Origin of the sequence: Rathayibacter sp. VKM Ac-2929, from assembly GCF_022815495.1 — a bacterium.
GTDB classification, from domain to species: Bacteria; Actinomycetota; Actinomycetes; order Actinomycetales; family Microbacteriaceae; genus Rathayibacter; species Rathayibacter festucae.
On the sequence record NZ_JALGRV010000001.1, the window covers coordinates 671992 to 688353 of the forward strand.

Sequence of the window (16362 nt, forward strand, 5' to 3'; positions counted from 1 at the left end):
CCGCGAACCGACGCCGCGCGCCGCACGTCGCGTTTTCCGCGACACATCGAGCCCTCATACTGGGTCGCGTGGCAACGGGATCAGGGGACGCGCTCGTCGCGCGCGAGCGGCTCGCCTGGATCGACACGACCCGCGGCCTCGGCGTCCTGGCGGTCGTCCTCTTCCACGTCCTGATCTGGAGCTTCGCCACCGTCGCCGATCCGGGATCCTCGGTCGCCGCGCTCTGGGACCAGGTCGGCGGCTCGCTCGGGCGCATCCGGATGCCGATCCTCTTCGCGCTGGCGGGGCTCCTGGCGCAGTCCGGTCTGCTGCGCGGCTGGCGTCGCGGCTCCGCGCGGGTGCGGCTCGTCTCGAACTACTACCTCTACGCGGTGTGGGTCGTGCTCTACGCCGTGTTCTTCGCCCTGCTCGCGCGCCCCGACTTCCCGCACTCGATCGACTCGCTCGACCGCGTCCTCCTGCAGTCCGTCTTCCCGACGACCACGCTCTGGTTCCTCTTCGCGCTCGCGCTCTACCCGCTCGTGCTGGTGCTGCTGCGGGCGCTGCGGGTGCCGTGGTGGGCAATCCTGCTCCTCGGCACCGCCGCCTGGTTCCTCGCGACGAACCTGCGGGTGATCCTCTTCGGCGACGCGCTGCTGGCCAACTTCGTCTTCTTCGCGCTCGGCGTCCTCGGGGCGGAGCAACTGCGCCGCTTCTCGCGGCCGGGCGTGCTGGTGCTCCTCGTGCCGCTCGGGGTGTTCCTGGTGGCGGTCGTGGGCGGGCGCGTCGTCGACGGGGCGGCCGGGCAGATCGCGGGCTTCGTGGTGAGCGCGAGCGCGATCCCGCTCGCCGTGGCCTGCGCGGCTCTGCTCTGCCGCTGGGCGCCGGCGGCGCGGGTCGGCTCGGCGATCGGGCGGCGGACGCTGCCGATCTACCTGCTGCAGGTGCCGCTGCTCGGGCTGTGGTCGCTCGTCGCGAACCCGGACGCCGCCTGGCTGACGGGGCTGCTCGAGAAGCCGGTGGCGGCGCTGCTCTACCCGCTGGTGCTCACGGCGGCGATCGTCGCGCTCTCGCTCGGGATCCGCCGGGTGCTGGCGCTGATCCCGGGGGATCCGCTCTTCACGGTGCCGGCGCCGCTCGTCGCGCTGACGCGTCCGGCGCGGGCCGGGCGGCACGCGGGCTGAGCGCCGGCAGCCGCGCGCTCACGTGCCCGGCCGGTCAGGTGGTCGGACGGTCGGTGCTCGGCCGATCAGGCCCAGATCTGGGCCAGGTACTCGCTCGTCACCTGCGGGCTGCGCTCGTGCACGTCGTCGGCGCTCCACTCGAGGATCGACTCGTCGATGATCCACTCGCCCTCCTTCGGTGCCGCGCCGCTGGTCTCGTAGCCGGCGGTCGAGTTCGTCACCGACGCCCAGGTCGCGGCGCCCATCGGCCCGATGAAGGTGCTGTCGAGCGCCGAGCAGCCGAACTCGACGCCGGGGCCGTTGGAGGCGCCGAAGCTGCCGTCCTGGTCGGCCTCGTCCGGCACCGGGAAGACCCGCTTCACGACGTCCGCTCCCACGACCAGGCAGTGCTGGTAGCGCACGTTCTCGGCCGAGCCGATCTGGAACGCGGTGTTCGTCGAGGCGAAGTCGATGCAGTCGATGCTCGTGATGTCGCCGTAGTAGTTGCCGCCCTGGCCGGAGAACTGCACCGTGTCCGTGTGGGCGCCGGAGCCCTTCTCCTTGTACGCCGGGGCGGTGTAGCAGCCGATGCGGAAGATGTGGCGGAGGCCGCCCGCGCCGTCGGTGGGGGTGCGCATGCTCGAGACGTCCTCGTCGCGGAGCTGGGCGTCCGGGACGACCACCTCGACGAGCTCGACGTTCTCGGTGAAGTCGGTGCCGTCGACGCCGTAGACGTTGTAGGCGTTGGTGGTGATCCGCGCGAAGGCCGAGCTGCTGCAGCCGGAGGCGAGGAAGGCGCCGTTGGTGACGATCCCGACGAGCGCGACGTTGTAGACGCGGAGCAGGCGCCAGGAGTTGGCGGTGGTGACCGTGCCCCAGCCGTCGCGCGGGTAGACGAGGACGCGGGTGTCGCGATCGAGCGTGCCGATGTCCTGCATCATCGGGGACGAGCTCGAGCCGGCGCCGCCGCCGGGCAGCTCGCCCGGTGCGACGAGGATGCGGACGGTGTCGGCGGGGCCCGCGGTGTCGAGTGCCGTGGTGATGGCCTCGCTGATCGCCGACCAGGAGCACTCCACCTCGACCTCGAGGTCGACGTCACCGGTGAACCACGGGGTCCGCGAGGGCCAGTGGGTGCCGTTCGGGCCGAAGGAGGGCGTCGGAGTCGGGACGCCGGCCAGCAGGTCGAGCTCGGCGGCCGGGGTGCCCGGCTCGCCGGAGACCCCGGGCTGGTCGGGCTGCAGGGCGCGATAGGCGGCGTAGCCGCCGCCGCCGAGGGCGACGAGGCCGAGGCCGGCGCCGACCGCGCCGAGCACGACGGCTCGACGGGAGGGCCGCTTCGGCGGGAGCTCGTGGAACTGCGACGCGTCGAAGGGAGGCTGCGCGGAGGAGGGCGAGGAGGAGTCGGCCAAGGGTGTCCAAACCGTCAGTGGGCGGTGCCGGAGGCGGCACGCCTCGGGTCCGGCGCGCCACGCTGTGCCGTGAGCGCAGCCGTCGGGACGTCGGCACGCTCGACACGCACCCTAGCAGCCGGGGTCGACGGGACTCCTGGGAGGGCGGTGCCGGGCGGGGCGGGTGCTGTCGGGGGGGGTGGGTCTCGATACGCCGCTGCGCGGCTGCTCGACCAGCATGGAGCGGCGGCGCGGCCGGTATGAGGTGCGAGTCTGCGAGGGGATGTCACCTGGGGCGCGGGAGGAAGATCATGCTGATCGAGTAGCCCCGGAGGGGCGTATCGAGATCCACCCCTCCGTCGTGTCGGGGGTCAGCGGCCGCGGAGCTCGCGCTTGCGCATCTGGGCGGCGATGTCCGCCTCGGTGATCTCCTTCTTCGCCGGGCCCCAGAGGGCGGCCGCCTGGCTGGCCACGCCGATGCCGATGCCGAGCATCGGCCAGATCGGCCAGAAGTAGCCGTCGGCGCCGGTCGCGAACCAGACGCCGGTGCTGATCGCGGAGACGGTCATCCAGCCGCCGACCGAGCCGGCGAAGTCGCGGCGGCGCTTGAGGTCCTTGACGGCCTGCGCCCGCTCGATGTCCTCGGGGCGGGCGAGCTCGACCTCCGCCGGCTTCTCGGCGGCGTTCTCGGCGGGCGGCTGCGCTGCGGAGCTCCGCTCGACCCCGGTCGCCGACGGCTGATCGCGCCGGGCCGACGGGTCCGGGGACCCCCAGACGTTGTCGCTCATGACACCCCTCCGCTCGTTGCGCCCAGCCTACGCAGGCGGGCGGTCGAGGGCACGGCCCGCCTCAGGGGAGCTCGGGCTGGCAGTGCGGGCACCACCAGGTGCGCCGCTGCTCCGGGTCGTCGCGGACCTCGGCGCGGACGAGGACCGTGGTGCCGCAGCGCAGGCACGGCCGGCCGGCGCGGCCCGCGACCCAGTGCCGCTCGCCGCGGCGGGTGTCGCCGGTGGTGGTCTGGAACATCCCGGGCACCGTGACGGACGCGCGCAGGCCCCGGGCGGCGGTGGCGACCAGGGCGCGGACGTCGACAGTGCCGACGGGCCGCCAGGGGAAGAGCCCGCGGAGGAAGCAGATCTCGTTGGCCCAGAGGTTGCCGAGGCCCGCCATCAGGCGCTGATCGAGCAGGGCGGCGACGACCGGCCGCTCCGGTGTGCGGGAGAGGCGAGCGACGGCCTCCTCCGCGCTCCAGTCGGTGCGGAGCGGATCCGGCCCGAGGTGGCCGACCGCGCGCGCCTCGTCGCGGGTCGGCAGCAGCTCGACGACGGGGAGGTCGACGCCCCAGAGGGTGACCCCGTCGTCGAGCCGGAGCCGGACGCGGACGTCCTTCTGCACGGCCCGCGGGACCGCTCGGCCGGGCGAGGTGACCGTCCACGAGCCCTGCATCCGCAGGTGCGTGTGCAGGGTCAGGTCACCGGAGAAGCGGGTGAGCAGGTGCTTGCCGTGGGTGTCGTGCTCGAGGATCCGCAGGCCCTCGAGCGAGCTGCCGGCGGCGTCGCCCGAGCGCAGCTCGCCGTCCGCCACGGTCCGGCCGTCCGCCGCCCGCCTCAGACGGGCGGCGAGACGGTGGACGCTGTCTCCCTCGGGCATGCTCCGCACTCTAGGAGCCGGGACCGCGGGGCGTCAGGGGTGGCGCGACGAGGGCGGGCCCGCTTCTCAGCGGGCCCGCCCCGGCGGTCGGTCGTGCGCGGTGCTCTAGCGGGCGCGGTACGCCTGCTGGTACGTCCGCTCCGTGCCGTCCTTCGCGGTGACCTCGATCGTCGCGGTGCCGGCCTTGATCGGGCGGAGCACCGTGAGGTAGGAGGTCGTGAACGACTGGCCGGGCTTCACCGAGCTCTTCGTCCGCGTGCCGTAGGGCGTCGAGATCTCGATCGCGACCGCCTCCGGGCCGTTGTTGACGGCCGTGACCGTCAGCGTGCGGAGCACGGCGAGGCGCGTGGTCTTCGCGCTGGTCGCGACGTCGATCACGGTCGCCGGCGCGGTCTCGGGCAGGTCCAGGCCGACGACGACCGGGTCGTGGTCGCTCGAGCGGTAGGCCGAGGTGTCGTAGAAGATCGTCGCGTTGTAGTCGTAGCGGCTGTACTCCAGCGCCACCGACTCCCCGCTGTTGATGTTCCAGGTGTCGACACCGGTCACGGTCGCGTCGGCCGCCGGGGAGGCGAAGACGTGGTCGAGCGAGCCGACCGCGCCGTCGAAGGAGTAGGAGTACTTCCCGTCCTTCGCGCCCTGGTCGATGTAGCCCGCGTCGCGCAGGACCTGGATCGGGTCCTCCTGCGAGTAGGCGTTGAAGTCGCCGAGCAGGTAGACGAGGTCCGTCGCCTTCTCGGTCTTCAGGCGGTCGGCGAACGCGACGAGCGCGGTGGCCTGGTTGACGCGGGAGGCGTTCGAGGCGCCCTGGCCGTCGCCCTGGTCCGCGTCGACTCCGGAGCCGGAGCCCTTCGACTTGAAGTGGTTCACGATCGCGACGAACTCGCTGGCGCTGTCGCCGATCAGGCGGAACTCCTGGGCGAGGGGCTTGCGGGCGTTGGAGAAGGCGGCGCCGTCGTTCAGGATGACGGACTCGCCTACCGGCTCGATGACGGCCTTCTTGTAGATGAACGCGGTGCGGATGACGTCCTCGTCCGCGAGCGCGGGGAGGGCGGCGGGCGAGGGCACGTACGCCCACAGCTCCGAGCCGGCGGCGGTGTTCAGCGCGGCGGTCAGCGTGGCGAGGGCCTCGTCGCGCGGCTTGCCGAACTTGGCCGAGTTCTCGATCTCCTCGAGGGAGACGACGCCGGCGCCGAGGCTGTTGATCGCGGTGACGATCTTGGCCTGCTGGCGCTCGAGGTCGTCCGCGTTCGCGGCGCCGCGGGCGTCGCAGCCGCTGTTGACCGTGACGGGGTCGCCGTCGCGGTCGGTGTAGAAGGTGCAGCCGGTGATCGAGTCACCCGTGGTGGAGAAGTAGTTCAGCACGTTGAAGGACGCGATCGAGAGGTCGCCGCCGACGGCCTCGGGGGCCGCCTCGCGGGTGTTCGCGAAGGTCGCGGGCTGGACGGTCGCGGCGTTCTCGACGGTCAGCTGCGTCGTCGGCTGGAAGGACCAGCCGCCGTTGCGGTAGTCGAGCACGACCGGGGTCGTGAAGGTCGCCGGGGCTCCCACGCGGATCGGCTCGGTCGGGGTGAGGTAGGGCAGCGGGATCGCCTTGTTCGCGGCGGCGCCGAGGAAGTTGATCGAGGCGCCGTCGTCGAGGACGATCGCGCGCGCGGCGTTGTCGGCGACGACCGCGGCCAGCTCGGGCGTTCCGGGACGGGCGACCTCGGTCGGGGTCAGCAGCGGCGAGTCGCCGGCGGCGAGGCCGACGGAGCCGAAGCTGTTGAGGTCGAAGGTGTCGGTCACGGTGAACGCGCCCTGCGGGGCGATCAGCATGCTCTCGAGCGTCTCGCGCTCCTCGACGGTGCGGGGGAGGCCGACGGCGGCCGGGATCGGCGCGACGGCCGGGGTGCCGAGCTTCTCGACGGTCGCGGCCGAGGTCGGGGTGAGCTCGGTGAGGCCGTTGAACTCGCTGACGGCGCCGGTGATGCGCAGGTTGTCGCCGATCGCGACCGCGCCGACCGAGGCGGAGGAGTAGACGAAGACGGCGTCGGAGGCGGTGCGGCCGGTGGTCTGCGCGCCGGTGCCGGCGGTCTGGATCACGTAGCCGCTGTAGCCGCCGGTGGGGTAGCGCGCGGTGACGACGCCGGTGGTGGTGACGGTCTGCCCGACGAGCGGGGACGCGGCTCCGGTGCCCTGGATCTCGGCGATCGAGACGGTCGGCGCGGTGGTGGGCGGAGTGGTCGGCGGGGCGGTCGGGGTCGCGGTGGGGGTCGGCGTCCCGGTCGGCGCGGGCGTCGGCTCCGGGGTGCTGCCGCCGGCGGCCTCGGGGGTCATCGCGCCGACGGTGAAGTCGGCGGCGTTGGAGTCGGTGTCGCCGGTCGCGGAGTCGGCGCGGGCGATCGACTCGGTCAGCGTCGGCGCCGTGGCGGCCGCCGACTCGAAGGTGTTGGAGGTGCCGTAGCCGAGGAGGTCGAGGACCGCCTCGGGCTGCTCGGCGGTGCCGGTCGGCGGGGCGACGAGGGTCGCGGTGCCCTCGACCAGGAAGAGCGTGCCGCCCGCGGCCGCGATGTTGAGGCCGTTCGCGGTCTGGTCGGCGGCGGGGAGCGGCGCGCCGTTGGTGCCGTTGCTCGCGCCGGCGATCAGGAAGTGGCCCTCGGCGGGGACGGTGCCGGTGAGCGCGACGGTCGTCGTCGGGTTCGCCGTGCCGGTGGCCGAGCGGTACTGCAGCGAGAGGCCCGAGAGCGCGACGTCGGCGCCGGTCGGGTTGTAGAGCTCGACGAAGCGGTTGCTGTAGGTCGCGCCGGCCGAGCCGCCGCGGGCGAAGACCTCGCTGATGACCAGCTCGTCCCCGCTCGGAGCGGCGGTGGCGGGCGCAGCGACCAGCGGCGAGGCGACGAGGGCCAGGCCGGCGAGGGCCGCGAGTGCGAGGCCTCTCCGGGGAGCGCGGGCGCGGGGCCTCTGCGCGGGGAGTTCGGGGGAGTCGGGCATGGTGGTCCTCTCGATCGCCGCTCCGGGGAGCGGTGGTGCGTCACCGCACGTCGACGGCGACCCTCGCCCCTGAAAGGGGCACAGTGAGCCACGCTATGCAGTGCGGGTGCCCGGCCTGTGAACCGGACGTTTCATGAACGTAAACTCACCCACCGACATCGGGGCCGCGGTCCCGTCTTCGCGGCCTCCGTCCGGGAACGCGCGCCATGATCGGGGGATGATCTCCTTCGAACTGGCCAGGGCGCTGCGCACCGCGGGACTGCGCTGGGCACCGGTCACCGGCGACCGCTTCCGCATCGAGCGCGAGGGGTTCGACGGCGACGTCTTCACCGTGAGCGACATGACCATCGAGCCGCACGAGTACGAGACGGGCACCGTCCTCGGCTTCAACGGCACGACCGAGTGGGCGCTCGACTCCGTCGCGCTCGACGACTCGCTCTGGCTGCCGCGCGAGGACCAGCTGCGCGAGCTGCTGCGCGGCACGTTCCGCTCGCTGCGCCGCGTCGCGGACGGCGGGCCGGTGCGCTTCGCCGTGACCGTCGAGCTCGCCGGCGAGCAGCGCGACTTCGAGGACGAGATCGCCGAGAACGCCTATGCGGAGGCGCTGCTCGCGCTGGTCAGCTCGGTCGCGGTCGACCTCGACGACGTGGACGAGCTCGCCTGAGCCGATCCTCCGGGCCGCTCGGGCTCAGGACGCCGCCTTCTCCTCCTCAGCTTCGGCCGTCGAAGCCGCCTTCTTCGCGGCGGGCTTCTTCTTCGGGGTGATCTTCTTCGGAGCGGCCTTCTCGTCGTCGGTCTTCGCGGCGCTCTTCTTCGCCGGCGCCTTCTTGGCGGCGGTCTTCTTCGGCGCCGAGCCCTCGTCGGCGGAGGCGTCCTCGTCCGCCTTCTTCCTCGTCGCCCGCTTCTTCGCCGGCGCCTTCTCCTCGGAGTCCGCGGACGCCCCCGCCTTCGCGCCGCGGCTGCGCTCCACCGAGCGCTTCAGCGCCTCCATCAGGTCGAGCACCTCGCCGCCGCCCTCCTCCTCGGGCTTCTCGCCGAAGGTGGCGGAGGTGTCGAGGGCGTCGCCCTGCTCGATCTTCGCGTCGATGAGGGTGCGCAGCTCGGCCTGGTAGGAGTCCTGGAACTTCGACGCGTCGAAGTCCTCCGAGTAGGAGTCGACCAGGTGCGAGGACATCTCCAGCTCGCGGGCGGCGATCCGGGTGGTGCCCTCGAGCGACGGGAACTCGACCTCGCGCACCTCGTCGGCCCAGAGCAGCGTCTGCAGCATCAGCAGCTTGCCGCGCACGCGCAGCGCCGCCAGCCGGGTCTTCTGCCGCAGGGCGAACTCGACGATCGCGGTGCGGTCGGTCTCCTCGAGGGTGCGGCGCAGCAGCACGTAGGCCTTGGGGGAGGAGGAGTCCGGCTCGAGGATGTAGGCGCGGTCGAACATGATCGGGTCGACCTGCTCGCTCGGCACGAACTGCACGACGTCGATCTCGCGGTCGCGCTCCTCCGGCAGCGCCTTCAGCTCGTCCTTGGTGAGCACGACCGTGCGCTCGCCGTCGTCGTAGGCCTTGTCGATGTGGTCGAAGGTGACGACCTCGCCGCAGATCTCGCACTTGCGGGCGTAGCGGATCCGGCCGCCGTCCTTGTCGTGCACCTGGTGCAGGGGGACGTCGTGGTCCTCGGTCGCGCTGTAGATCTTCACCGGCACGTTGACCAGGCCGAAGGTGATCGCGCCCTTCCAGATGGCTCGCATGGCCCCAGTGAACACCGTGCGCCACCGCGGCGGGAAGCCCCGCCCCTCCCGCGAGATGCCACTTGTGCACGCGACACGCCGAGGAATCGGGTCACAAGTGGCATCTCGCGGCAGGGGACGGAGGGCGGCACTCGACGTCCTTTCGGGCGGCGGGTGTCGAATGGATGGCGATGACTGACGAGAACCGGCCCGCCGACAGGCTCCGCGCCGCCCTGACTGCCCCCGACGCGTCGTCCCGGCTGCAGGCGGCGATGACGGCCGGCACGCGGCCCGCCGAGGAGTACGCCGCGGTGCTGGTGGAGCGCTGCGCCGTCGAGCCCGACTTCGGTGTGCGCGAGATGCTGACCTGGGCGCTCACCCGCCACGATCCGGCGGTCACCGTCGACCTGCTGCTGCCCGAGCTCGAGTCCAAGACGCCGCAGGCCCGCAGCCAGGCGCTGCACACGCTGTCGAAGGTCGGCGATCCGCGCGCGTTCCCGGCGATCACGCCCGCGCTGCTGCACGACGAGCATCCCGCGGTCGCGCACGCGGCCTGGCGCACCGCCGCCCGGCTCGCCTCGGACTCCGAGAGGCCCGCGCTGGCCCGGCAGCTCGCGGAGCACCTCGGCGAGCGCGACCGCCCGGACCAGCGCGCCCTCACCCGCGCGCTGCTGATGCTCGGCGACGCCGCGGCCCCCGTCCTCGAGGCCGCCGCGCGCTCGGAGGAGGACCCCCGCCGCTTCCACGCCCTCGCGACCCTCCGCCTCCTCGCCGACCCGGACGAGGACGTCGAGGAGGCCTTCGCCCGCGCCCGCCGTCCCTGACGCGGGCCCGATCGCTCGGAAGCGGACGCAGGGAACGCGTGAGGCGTCCCGTTCCCGTCGAGGCGTCCAGCAGCAGCGGGACTCCTCGACGGGGACGGGACGCCTCGGGCGTCCGGGTCGGCTCAGCCGATCGGGGTCGGGTTCACGGGGTCCGGCGGAACGGGCAGCGAGCCGTTGATGCGGTTCTGCGCCTGGCACTGGCTCGTGCAGTTGGTCGCTCCCTGCGAGAGCTCGACGGCGTCCTCGCCGAGCACCCCGCCGAGGCGGCCACCCGAGGCGACGGTCCACTTCGTGACCGTGCCGCTCTGGAAGGTCTTCGTGGCGACCTGCGGGCTGTCCTTGCCGAGCAGCATCGAGTGGTAGCCCGTCGCGCTCTGGGCCGGGGTCACTGCGTCGACTCCGCTGCCGAAGTTGATCTTGCCGGTGAAGCTGTTGACGAAGTAGAACAGCCCGGGGCCGAGTGTGTGCACGAGCTCGACGTTCCCGGCGAACTCGGGCTCCATCTGGAAGATGCCGCCCTGCGCGCCGTCCTTCGCCTGCACCTTGAGCTTGCCGGCCGCGGTCCGGAGGATCACCACCAGGGTGTCGTCCTTCACCTCCAGCGAGTCGAGCCGCGCGCCCGCGAGCTGCGCCGCGGTGAGCGTCGGCACCTTGGACGCGAAGACCACCGTCGGCGAGGTGACCATCCGCTGCGTGTCGGGGGCGCCGGTGAGCGTGTAGTCGTAGACGCCCAGCGTCGACACGCGGAGGTCGAAGCGGTTGTTGACGCCGCGCACGGCGATGGTCCCGGAGACGGCGACGTCCTTGAGCTTCACGTCCTTGCCGGCGGCCGGGTCGTAGGTGGTGCCGTTCACGGTGACGGAGTAGTCGCCTCCGACGGACGAGGTCTTGGCCTGCGCGGGCGAGGCCGCGAGGCCGGTGAGGAGCAGTGCGATCGCGGCGATCGCCGCAGTGCGGGCGGTTCTGCTGAGCGGGGACATCGTGGCCTTCCTGTCGACCGGCGCTGGGCCGGTGCGGGTAGGAGGCAACCCTCGCCCGCGCCGCGCCGCGCGGCAATCGGACCTTGGTACTAGTACCCGGGCAGGTGGTCGCGCACCCACAGCGCGGCGCTCGTGCGATCGCGCACGCCGATGCGCGTGAAGGCGTGCCCGACGTGCACCTTGACCGTCCGCTCCGCGATCCCGAGCTCTCGCGCGATCTCCTTGTTCGCTCGGCCGGAGGCGATCAGCCGCAGCACCTGCTCCTCGCGAGTGCTGAGCGCGGGCAGGGCGGCACCGGCGCCGCCCGGCAGCAGAGCCCGGGCCGCCCGAGGATCCAGCGGGGCGTGCCCCGCCGACGCCGAGCGGACCGCGTCGAGCACCACGGCGGGGTCGGCGTCCTTGAGCTGGTACCCCTGGGCACCCGCCCGCAGCGCGGCGAGGACGCGGCCCCGGTCGTCGAACGAGGTCAGGACCACGACGCGGATCGCCGGGTGCAGGGCGAGCATCCGCGCGGTCGCCTCGATGCCGTCCATGCCCGGCATCGACAGGTCCATCAGGACGACGTCGGGCGCGGACTCCGCCGCCGATCCGAGCGCCTCCTCGCCGCTGCCCGCCTGCCCGACGAGCAGCAGGTCCGGCGCGCTCGAGATCAGCGCGGCGAGGCCCGCGCGGACGAGCGGATGATCGTCGACGATCAGGACGCGGATCACGGCGCCGGCTCCAGTCGCCAGTGCGTCCCCCGGCCTGGAGCGGTCAGGAGGCGCAGCTCGGCGCCGCGCTCGCGGGCGAGATCGCGCAGAATGCTCAGCCCGAGGTGTCCCGCTTCCGGATGCGCGAGCGCCGTCGCCGCGTCGAAGCCGCACCCGTCGTCGACGACGTCGAGCGCGACCGAGCGGCCCGTGCGATCGCCTGCGCGCCGCAGCCGGACGAGGACGCTCCGCGCGCCGGAGTGCTTGACCGCGTTCGTCAGCGCCTCGTGCGCGACCCGGTAGAGGAGCCGCTCGTCGTCCGCGGTCAGGCCGGTGCGCGGCGGCGCCTCGACCACCACGTCCAGTCCGCGCGCGCGGGTCGTGACGGCGAGATCCTCCAGAGCTGCCGCGAGCCCCGCGTCGGCGAGGCTCGGCGGGTAGATGTCGACGAGCAGCGACCGCAGACCGCCGAGGCCGGTGCGGACGGTCGCGGCGACCTCGCGGAGATCCGCGGCGAGGGCGGGATCGCCGTCCGCCTCGGCCCGCTCCGCCCGCCCGTGCACGGCGAAGGAGGCGGCGACGAGGTCCTGCACGGCACCGTCGTGGACGGTCGCCGCGATCCGCCGGCGCTCGTCCGCCGAGGCGTCGAGGGCGCGCTGCAGCAGTGCCTCGCGACTCCGCCGCGACCGCCCGATCAGCGCGAGCAGGCGCGCGAGCACCGGCAGCAGCACGAGCACCAGCAGCACGGTGCTCGCGATCGAGATGACGGCGAAGCTGCGCCAGAGCTCGCCGCTGCGCTCGACGACCTCGTCGTAGCGGAAGTAGCTCTCGAACAGGAGCGGAGTCCCCGACGGCGTCCGCACGGTCCGGTAGGCCTCGAGGAGGCGTCCGCTGTCGCGCTCGTACACGTTCTCCGGGGCCTGCAGGTCGGAGACCTCGGCGTGCACCGCGACGTCGGCGAAGGCCTCGAGATCGTCCTCGTCCAGGGTGAAGGTCCGCCCCTCCAGGCGCCGGTCGTCGGAGTAGAGGATGCGGCCCGAGCGGTCCCAGAGCTTCACGCGCACGAGGGAGTCGTCGAGCACGTGCGCCCGGACCTCGCGGTCGACGAGCTCCAGCGCCGCCGCGTCGCCGGTGAGCACGGCGTCCGCGAGAGCCGGCTCGACGATCACCTCCGCGAGGAGATCGGCGGTGTCGGAGGCGTCGGCGACGGCCTCGGACTCCGCGAGCGTCCGCGCAGCCTGGACGTCGAGGGCGCTGATGCCGAGGATCAGGAGCAGGGCGACGGCGATCACGCCGGCGAACACGCGCCGCGGCCGGACGGCGGGCTCGCCGGTCCGCTCGCCCGCGGCCACGACGACGATCCAGGAAGGCTCCATCGCTCGCGAGGGTATCAACGACATCCGTCGTTCAGTGCGAGCGGTCCGGGTCGGCGGCGGCCCGCCGAGAACGGGTGAGGCGTCCCGCCCCCGTCGAGGCGTCCTGCCGGAGCGGGACGCGTCGACCGGAACGGGACGCCTCGGGTGGTGCGGTGGCTACGCGCCGATGAGCACGCCGCGGTCGGCGAGGTACTCGCGGATCAGGCGCTCAGCGCTCGCCCGGTCGGTGATGCCGTAGCGGTCGATGATCTGCTGCACGTAGGGACGCGCGATCGCCTCGGTGATGCCGAGCTCGGCCGCGATCTCGCGCGGCGAGAGGCCGGCGGCGATCAGCCCGAGGACCTGCTCCTTGGTGGGGAGCACGAACGGCGGGGTGGTGGGCTCCGGCTCCGGCGTGGTCGGGTCCTTCTCGGCGTCGATCGCGGAGGTGTCCTCGGCGAACGAGGCGGTCACGAAGGCGATCGCCTTCGAGGTGATGCCCAGCGCCTCCTGGTTGATGTTCGCCAGGTCGTCGCCGGCCGAGTGGTAGTTCGGGTCGTGCGCGATGCCGACGGTGCCGCCGAAGAGCGCGGCCTCCTCCTCGGTCTTGATGTCGTCCGCTCCGGTGAACAGGCCCGAGGCCGGGATGCCGGCGGAGATGAAGCCGTCGTAGTCGCTGCGGCCGTCGAACGCGGTGTCGATCCACGGCTGGTCGATCGAGTCGAAGTAGTCCGTGAACGCCTTCTCGGTGGCGATGGAGCCCGCGGGCACCTCGACCGGGGCCTCGTAGGTGGACTCGTTCGCGTCGTAGACCGAGACGACGTAGTTCGGCGAGGCGACCATGTCGAAGTTCAGGTAGGTCGCGATGTCGCCGGCCTCCTCCTCCGAGAGCGAGTCGACGTAGGTGTACGAGCCGACGAGCCCGACCTCCTCGGCGCCCCACCAGGCGAAGCGCACGGCGTTGGTGGTCTCGCCCGCGTCCGCGAGCTGGACGGCGGTCTCGAGGAGCGTGGCCGATCCCGAGCCGTTGTCGTTGATGCCGGGGCCCTCGGGCACGCCGTCGAGGTGCGCGCCGAGCATGACCACGTTGTCGTGGTCGCCGCCGGGCGTCTCGGTGATGATGTTGAAGGTGTCGGTGTCGGTGGTCGTCTGCTCGATCACCAGCGTCGCCGTGCTGGGCAGCGCCGCGATCAGCGACTGGCCCTCCTCGAGCGTCACACCGACCGACGGGATGTAGCTGTCGTCGGGCGCGCCGAGCGTGCCGTTGAGCGCCTCACCGGGAGCGTTGTTGTAGATGATCACGGCCGACGCCCCGGCGGCGCCGGCGGCGGCCGACTTCTCCGAGAAGCTGCAGGTGCCGCGGCTGACCAGGGCGACCTTGCCGGTCGCGTCGAGCCCGGCCCAGGCGTCCGCGTCGCAGCCCAGCGGGTCGACCGGCTGGATCAGCTCGCCCGTGACGCCGCCCTCGGGGGTGGAGGGGGTGAACGACATCGGGATGCCCTCGACCGCGGGGGTCGTGGTCAGCGAGAACTCGTCGATCGTCTGGGTGGTGGTGGTGAAGTCCTGGCGCTCGGTGGTGTAGCCGGCGGCCTTCAGCACGGCCTCGACGTACTGGCCGCTCTGCTCGTAGCCCTCGGTGCCGATCGCGCGGTTGCCGTCGTTGGCGTCCGCGATCGCCTGGAAGGCCTCGAGGTGGTTCATGATGCCGTCGACGGTCACCGCATCGGCGAAGTCGACGGGCTCGACGGCGTTCGCCGCTGGAGCGAAGGCGAAGCCGGCGACCAGCGCGCCGGCGCCGATCATCGCGGCCGAGCCGAGGAGCGGACGCCGACGTCGTGCGCCGGAGGTGTCTTCAGTGGTGGTAGCCACAGGTGGTCCCTTTCGTCGAGGGCGGCGGCCGTCGGACCGACGGCCTCCGTCGCCCTCGCTGTGCTGAGAAGCGGCGGTGCCCTCTGCGAGCGTATTCACAGGTCGCGCGCGAATGACACCCCTTCGCGGCACTTGTCACCCGGTGGAAACACGGACGGCCGGCCGCGGCCGGAGCGCGTCTCAGGCCGTCGCGTCGCTCTCGGCCCACTCGCGGAGCATCGCGATCGTCTCCGCAGGCTGGTCGCGGTGCGGGCTGTGGCCGGCTCCGGCGACCACCGCGTAGCGGATGCGCGGGTTCGCGCGGAGGACCTGTGCGGCGAGGGACGGCGGGAAGAACGTGAACACCTGCGGGTCGCCCGCGAGCACGAACGCCGGCGCCCGCAGGGTCGGGACGTCCGCGAGCAGGTCCCAGGGGTCGTTGTCGTCGACGGTCGCTGCGACGGCGGCCGGATCGGCGGCGTGCGCGGCGCGGAGCTTCTCCGCGCGGTCGCGCTCGTCCCAGTGCGGCTCGGCGGCGGCGAGCTCGTCTGCGGTGACGGTGAGGGCGGCGAGCTCCTCCGCGCGCACCTCCGCCCGCGACTCGGCCGGCAGCTGCAGCACCGGGTCGAGCAGCACCAGCCGGGCGGCCCAGCCGGTGTCGCGCGCCGCCGCCCGCACCGCCACCGCTCCGCCGAGGGAGTGGCCGACCACCAGGTCCCAGGTGCCGGACGGAGCTCGCAGGGCGAGCACGTCGTCGGTGTAGTCGTCGTGCCGGGACGACCCGCCGCGGGCGCCCGCACCGTGCCCGCGCAGATCCGGTGCCGTCACGCTCCAGCCGGCACCGGTCAGCGCCTCGGCGACCCGCCACCAGGTGCCGGAGGCGCCGCCGAGTCCGTGCAGGAAGAGGGCGGTTCTCGTCTCCGGGGCTCGCGTCGTCATGCCGCCAGGCTAGGGCGCGTCAGTCGAGGCTCGGGTCGCGGCCGGTACGCTCGCCGGTCGCGAGGGCACTGATTCCTGCCAGATCCTCCGCGTCGAGGGCGAACCCGAACACGTCGAGGTTCTCCCGGATCCGCGCGGGCGTCACCGACTTCGGGATCACGACGACTCCGAGCTGCACGTGCCAGCGCAGCACGACCTGCGCGGGCGAGACGCCGTGCTTCGCGGCGATCGAGGCGAGCACGGGCTCGTCGAGCAGGCGGCCGCGGGCCAGCGGCGACCAGGCCTGGGTCACGATGCCGTGCGCGGCGTCGAAGGCGCGCAGCTCGTCCTGGGGGAGCCGCGGGTGCAGCTCGACCTGGTTGATCGCGGGCACGACCTCGGTCTCGCCGAGCAGCCGCTCGAGGTGCTCGATCGCGAAGTTGGACACGCCGATCGAGCGCGCCCTGCCCTCCTGGCGGATCCGCTCCAGCGCGCGGTAGGTGTCGACGTAGCGGTCGCGCGAGGGGATCGGCCAGTGCACGAGGTAGAGGTCGACGTAGTCGGTGCCCAGGAGCTCGAGGCTGCGGTCGAAGGCCTCGAGCGTCTCGTCGAAGCCGTGGTCGTCGTTCCAGACCTTGGTGGTGACGAAGACCTGCTCCCGGGGGAGGCCGCTGGCGCGGATCCCCTCGCCGACGCCGCGCTCGTTGCCGTAGAGGGTCGCCGTGTCGATGTGCCGGTAGCCGGCCTCCAGCGCCGTGGCGACCGTGCGGGCCGCCTCGTCGTCGCCGATCTTGTAGACGCCGAGCCCGACCTGCGGGATCGCCCGCCCGTCGTTGAGGGGGAGAAGGGGAACGCTCATCCCCCCATTCTTCCCCCTCCGC

General features: G+C 73.0%; 14 protein-coding genes. 3 read left to right on the forward strand and 11 right to left on the reverse strand.

Features of this window, described 5'->3' with window-relative positions; translation table 11 throughout:
* Window positions 1–68 precede the first annotated feature (68 nt).
* The gene (locus tag MT355_RS02965) at window positions 69–1163 is read left to right on the forward strand and encodes an acyltransferase (protein WP_243598467.1); all 1095 of its coding nucleotides are present in this window, start codon (window positions 69–71) and stop codon (window positions 1161–1163) included.
* A gap of 65 nt (window positions 1164–1228) precedes the next feature.
* Here MT355_RS02965 and MT355_RS02970 read toward each other — a convergent pair whose 3' ends face one another.
* From MT355_RS02970 to MT355_RS02985, 4 genes are all read right to left on the reverse strand, one after another.
* Window positions 1229–2551, reverse strand: coding sequence for a hypothetical protein (locus MT355_RS02970; protein ID WP_123705176.1), 1323 nt, complete (start codon window positions 2549–2551; stop codon window positions 1229–1231).
* Window positions 2552–2901: 350 nt separating this feature from the next.
* Window positions 2902–3318 (reverse strand): 2TM domain-containing protein, encoded by a 417-nt coding sequence (locus MT355_RS02975; protein WP_243598468.1) that lies wholly within the window; start codon window positions 3316–3318, stop codon window positions 2902–2904.
* A 61-nt stretch (window positions 3319–3379) separates the two neighbouring features.
* Window positions 3380–4180, reverse strand: a complete 801-nt coding sequence (locus MT355_RS02980; protein WP_243598469.1) for an Fpg/Nei family DNA glycosylase — start codon at window positions 4178–4180, stop codon at window positions 3380–3382.
* A gap of 105 nt (window positions 4181–4285) precedes the next feature.
* Window positions 4286–7150 carry an ExeM/NucH family extracellular endonuclease gene (locus MT355_RS02985; protein WP_243598470.1) on the reverse strand — a complete coding sequence of 955 codons (2865 nt, stop codon included), beginning with the start codon at window positions 7148–7150 and terminating at the stop codon, window positions 4286–4288.
* A gap of 217 nt (window positions 7151–7367) precedes the next feature.
* Between MT355_RS02985 and MT355_RS02990 the strand changes: the two genes are divergently transcribed.
* Window positions 7368–7814, forward strand: a complete 447-nt coding sequence (locus MT355_RS02990) for a hypothetical protein (protein ID WP_123705172.1) — start codon at window positions 7368–7370, stop codon at window positions 7812–7814.
* A gap of 24 nt (window positions 7815–7838) precedes the next feature.
* Here MT355_RS02990 and MT355_RS02995 read toward each other — a convergent pair whose 3' ends face one another.
* The gene (locus MT355_RS02995; RefSeq protein ID WP_243598471.1) at window positions 7839–8888 is read right to left on the reverse strand and encodes a Ku protein; all 1050 of its coding nucleotides are present in this window, start codon (window positions 8886–8888) and stop codon (window positions 7839–7841) included.
* Window positions 8889–9058: 170 nt separating this feature from the next.
* Between MT355_RS02995 and MT355_RS03000 the strand changes: the two genes are divergently transcribed.
* On the forward strand, window positions 9059–9691 hold the full coding sequence (locus MT355_RS03000) for a HEAT repeat domain-containing protein (RefSeq protein ID WP_243598472.1): 633 nt from the start codon (window positions 9059–9061) through the stop codon (window positions 9689–9691).
* Window positions 9692–9813: 122 nt separating this feature from the next.
* Here the strand turns inward: MT355_RS03000 and MT355_RS03005 are convergent, their stop codons facing one another.
* From MT355_RS03005 to MT355_RS03030, 6 genes are all read right to left on the reverse strand, one after another.
* On the reverse strand, window positions 9814–10671 hold the full coding sequence (locus tag MT355_RS03005) for a hypothetical protein (RefSeq protein ID WP_243598473.1): 858 nt from the start codon (window positions 10669–10671) through the stop codon (window positions 9814–9816).
* Between the two features lie 89 nt (window positions 10672–10760).
* Window positions 10761–11381: a response regulator transcription factor gene (locus MT355_RS03010; RefSeq protein WP_243598474.1), complete on the reverse strand. Its 621-nt coding sequence runs from the start codon at window positions 11379–11381 to the stop codon at window positions 10761–10763.
* The gene (locus MT355_RS03015) at window positions 11378–12736 is read right to left on the reverse strand and encodes an ATP-binding protein (protein WP_243598475.1); all 1359 of its coding nucleotides are present in this window, start codon (window positions 12734–12736) and stop codon (window positions 11378–11380) included. Before MT355_RS03015 ends, MT355_RS03010 begins: the two co-directional genes overlap by 4 nt.
* A gap of 156 nt (window positions 12737–12892) precedes the next feature.
* Window positions 12893–14584, reverse strand: a complete 1692-nt coding sequence (locus tag MT355_RS03020) for a M28 family peptidase (RefSeq protein ID WP_243598476.1) — start codon at window positions 14582–14584, stop codon at window positions 12893–12895.
* Between the two features lie 180 nt (window positions 14585–14764).
* The gene (locus MT355_RS03025; protein WP_243598477.1) at window positions 14765–15502 is read right to left on the reverse strand and encodes an alpha/beta fold hydrolase; all 738 of its coding nucleotides are present in this window, start codon (window positions 15500–15502) and stop codon (window positions 14765–14767) included.
* Window positions 15503–15521: 19 nt separating this feature from the next.
* Window positions 15522–16340: an aldo/keto reductase gene (locus tag MT355_RS03030; protein ID WP_243598478.1), complete on the reverse strand. Its 819-nt coding sequence runs from the start codon at window positions 16338–16340 to the stop codon at window positions 15522–15524.
* Window positions 16341–16362: the final 22 nt, after the last annotated feature.

Excerpts from the sequence above, each read along its gene's own strand:
- MT355_RS02975 (WP_243598468.1), bottom strand. The coding sequence starts at position 3,318 with ATGAGCGACAACGTCTGGGGGTCCCCGGACCCGTCGGCCCGGCGCGAT.
- MT355_RS02980 (WP_243598469.1), bottom strand. The coding sequence starts at position 4,180 with ATGCCCGAGGGAGACAGCGTCCACCGTCTCGCCGCCCGTCTGAGGCGG.
- MT355_RS02985 (WP_243598470.1), bottom strand. The coding sequence starts at position 7,150 with ATGCCCGACTCCCCCGAACTCCCCGCGCAGAGGCCCCGCGCCCGCGCT.
- MT355_RS02990 (WP_123705172.1), top strand. The coding sequence starts at position 7,368 with ATGATCTCCTTCGAACTGGCCAGGGCGCTGCGCACCGCGGGACTGCGC.
- MT355_RS02995 (WP_243598471.1), bottom strand. The coding sequence starts at position 8,888 with ATGCGAGCCATCTGGAAGGGCGCGATCACCTTCGGCCTGGTCAACGTG.
- MT355_RS03000 (WP_243598472.1), top strand. The coding sequence starts at position 9,059 with ATGACTGACGAGAACCGGCCCGCCGACAGGCTCCGCGCCGCCCTGACT.
- MT355_RS03005 (WP_243598473.1), bottom strand. The coding sequence starts at position 10,671 with ATGTCCCCGCTCAGCAGAACCGCCCGCACTGCGGCGATCGCCGCGATC.
- MT355_RS03015 (WP_243598475.1), bottom strand. The coding sequence starts at position 12,736 with ATGGAGCCTTCCTGGATCGTCGTCGTGGCCGCGGGCGAGCGGACCGGC.
- MT355_RS03025 (WP_243598477.1), bottom strand. The coding sequence starts at position 15,502 with ATGACGACGCGAGCCCCGGAGACGAGAACCGCCCTCTTCCTGCACGGA.
- MT355_RS03030 (WP_243598478.1), bottom strand. The coding sequence starts at position 16,340 with ATGAGCGTTCCCCTTCTCCCCCTCAACGACGGGCGGGCGATCCCGCAG.